Origin of the sequence: Nostoc mirabile CHAB5784, assembly GCF_020829645.1 — a bacterium.
Lineage (GTDB): Bacteria > Cyanobacteriota > Cyanobacteriia > Cyanobacteriales > Nostocaceae > Nostoc > Nostoc mirabile.
The window spans coordinates 1-2,825 of the sequence record NZ_JAIVFS010000266.1; the positions used below are offsets into that span (position 1 = coordinate 1).

A 2,825-nucleotide genomic window follows, 5' to 3' on the forward strand; every position below is an offset into this window, starting at 1 on the left:
GTTAACTTGATAGCTGGTTTAACCGCCTACACCTATTTACCCAAAAAACCTGGTATTGACATTTCCCCGAAAGATTTACCTGCTCTACCTCCTGCGATTTTTTAGTTCCATCGAACTCACGTTAATTCAGCATATCTCTTGATCAGGCGGCAGTTCGCTTTTGCAGCTTCAAAGCGACTTTCGTACTGCTGTGGCAACTTTTTATTCAGCGCAAATCGATTTCCCTTCCTGTTCCCCTCGCTTTCTCTGGTTGCGCCAGTGCCTCAGCTACTCTCCCAGGTGGATTAATAAATTTACTATTTTCAAGGTTTAATGGTGAGCGCCTCTTTATTTTTCTGGGAGGCTGGCGCTTGTTTTTCCTCCTTTATAATTACTATTCTTGCAAATTAGTATTGCTTTTGTCAAGAGTATTTTGCATTTTAGAGGGAAGAGAGATTGTATATATAGGAAAGAAATCTGTCAATTTTAACGAGAAAGCCTTACATATTCCAATAATATGTTGAGTATTTGCCCATTTAGCTTGTCCTGTAAACAGTCTGTCTATATTTTGACGAGATACTTCAATACCCATCTCATTCAATTTTTCTGCTACTGATTGCCTAGTTTCATCTACTAGCAAGGTTCTAAGGCGTTTTGCTTTGTTCGCATCCCAATAGAGATGCGGCACTTCTTGAATCGCTACTAACACTAATTGTTCCTCAGTCATCTTTTCTCAATTATGCAAAACACACTTGCTAAAAGCAATGAACCGTAGCATAATAAGCTTAACGGTCAAAAAGCCGAAGCGATCGCCAGCCGGGAAGCAATGCGATCGCTTTGCCCTACTCATTTAAAAAAAGTGAGCTAACTATAATGCTGGCACACAAATGGCGTGATTCAGAAATCAACCAAATGCCCCAGTCTGGGCAGATAGGCAAATACGCGATACCCAAGGGCTATGTTAATGCCACCCAAATGGCTAAAGCTAACCGTAAACTTTTGTCAGACTACATAAGACTGAAGTCTACAAAGGATTATTTACAAGCACTTGGGAACGATATGGGAATTCCCATATCGTCTCTAATAATTGAAATTGAAGGGTATGGCAAGGAACAAGGTACTTGGGTTCATTCAGAAATCGCCATTGATTTAGCCCGATGGGTATCTGTTCCATTTCGCATTTGGGCAAACAGAACCTTAATGAAGGTAATGATTGCAAGTGAAATAGAGCCAGAATACTGTCCTGTTGTACCTATCCTTCCCCCAGTCGAGCAGCGCCTACATATTTTTGTACAGGCAATGAAAACTTTAGCCGAATTAACCGGAGATCGTCTCAACCCCTACATCGAACAGCATTGTAAAGACTTCGTTGCCAATCTCTTAGCCGAACACAATCAACAAGCCCTAACCAGCACACAAGAGAAGTGGTTAGGCGTGGTCAATTTTGCAGAAAGCGAACTGGGCAAGAAAGTCCCCCTTAAAGGCTCCCACTATCGCGGACACTTGGGGACATGGGTGAGAACATTTTACCCTCAGTTAGGCGATCGCCAAGAAACACGATTGGTTAATGGCGTTCAACAGCCCATCTATGTTTACGCTTGTCACGAGCCGACTGTTGCGGCTGGGTTGACCAAAGCTATAGAAGAGTTCTTCGCTCATCCCAGTCCTAGTGCAGCGCTAAGGCAAGCAGGTGCTTTCGCTAGAAAATCTTTAGTAACGGCTTGATGGACATTGGGCATTAGTCATTAGTCATTAGTCATTGGGCATGGGGCATTGGTCAAACAGAGCGATCGCTGAGTAATCAAAAATTAAGACTTTTACAACAAAGGCAAATTCTACCTTGAGGGGAAAGGATATGGAACTTGGATACTTCCAAAAAGATGTACTGATTGAAAAACTAGCTAAGAAGTTCTACGCAATTCAAGGCTATGTAGTCCCCGAAGGCTACCGGATGCAATCAGCTACACATCCAGCAGAAAGAGCGTGTGTGGCTATGGCTTTCACTGCAATCGAAGAAGTCGAATTTGAACTTGCTAACGATGACGATACAGAAATTATCAAATGGCAGCGAGGGCAATCTCTGAGTGAAGAATGTCAATACTACTTTTGCAAATATGAGAAATTTACTTTAACACTATTGAGTTCGCCACATACAAATATGACTCGTGTAGAAGTTTATTTAGAGAATACAAAGCTTTACGTTTCTGAAAAAGCAATCAGCCTTCAAAAAGCAACAGAAGAACTACAGGATTTTATTAGCACACTTGCTGCACAATTACAAACTTTGAACCGAATTGAGTTTTAGAGGGTGTTTGAAAAGTCTGTGAGGTTGTAAAAAAGCTCTCTCGGTATACGCTGTGAATAGATAATAGACAGCACCAAGAGAGCAACATGACTAAAGCATATCCCAGCAATCTGACCTATGCACAATATGAATTTCTGAGTGACATGATTCCAGAAGCAAAACCCGGTGGTCGCAAGCGTGAAGTTGAGATGTGGGAAGTACTGAACGCAATTTTCTATGTTTTGGTAGAAGGAGTTAGATGGCGATCGCTACCAGGTGACTTTCCTGCTTGGCAAACAGTGTACACATATTTTCGCAACTGGCGTCAAGACGGGACGTGGTTGCACATTCACGATAGTTTGCGGGAGTGGACAAGAATCGAAATTGAGCGTCATCACAGTCCATCAGAGGCAATCATTGATAGTCAAAGTGTCAATTTTCAGCTATGGATGTGCCGCTATGCTCAAATGTTCTGTCTTGAAGTGTTACCGCATCCAGGCGCGGCCAAGCTGTATGGTCGCCTGCCAATAAAGGACGTCCCTCTATTTCCATCTGTTTAATA

3 protein-coding genes and 2 pseudogenes are annotated in these 2,825 nt (G+C 42.4%); 4 read left to right on the forward strand and 1 reads right to left on the reverse strand.

The window, feature by feature from the left end:
• A pseudogene (locus LC653_RS48245) lies at positions 1-105 on the forward strand (IS982 family transposase); the annotation flags it as partial.
• Positions 106-373: 268 nt separating this feature from the next.
• Here the strand turns inward: LC653_RS48245 and LC653_RS45455 are convergent.
• Positions 374-706, reverse strand: coding sequence for a hypothetical protein (locus tag LC653_RS45455; protein WP_229501785.1), 333 nt, complete (start codon positions 704-706; stop codon positions 374-376).
• Positions 707-852: 146 nt separating this feature from the next.
• Here LC653_RS45455 and LC653_RS45460 point away from each other — a divergent pair, with 146 nt between their 5' ends.
• From LC653_RS45460 to LC653_RS45470, 3 genes and pseudogenes are all read left to right on the forward strand, one after another.
• A complete protein-coding gene (locus LC653_RS45460; RefSeq protein WP_229501786.1) occupies positions 853-1,704 on the forward strand; it encodes a KilA-N domain-containing protein in 852 nt (283 codons plus the stop codon).
• 130 nt (positions 1,705-1,834) lie between these two features.
• Positions 1,835-2,284 (forward strand): hypothetical protein, encoded by a 450-nt coding sequence (locus LC653_RS45465; RefSeq protein ID WP_229501787.1) that lies wholly within the window; start codon positions 1,835-1,837, stop codon positions 2,282-2,284.
• Between the two features lie 86 nt (positions 2,285-2,370).
• A pseudogene (locus tag LC653_RS45470) lies at positions 2,371-2,697 on the forward strand (transposase); the annotation flags it as partial.
• Between the last annotated feature and the right edge of the window lie 128 nt (positions 2,698-2,825).

Bases quoted from the DNA above. Each gene is read 5' to 3' on its own strand.
- LC653_RS45455 (WP_229501785.1), bottom strand. From the start codon at position 706: ATGACTGAGGAACAATTAGTGTTAGTAGCGATTCAAGAAGTGCCGCAT.
- LC653_RS45465 (WP_229501787.1), top strand. From the start codon at position 1,835: ATGGAACTTGGATACTTCCAAAAAGATGTACTGATTGAAAAACTAGCT.
- LC653_RS45460 (WP_229501786.1), top strand. From the start codon at position 853: ATGCTGGCACACAAATGGCGTGATTCAGAAATCAACCAAATGCCCCAG.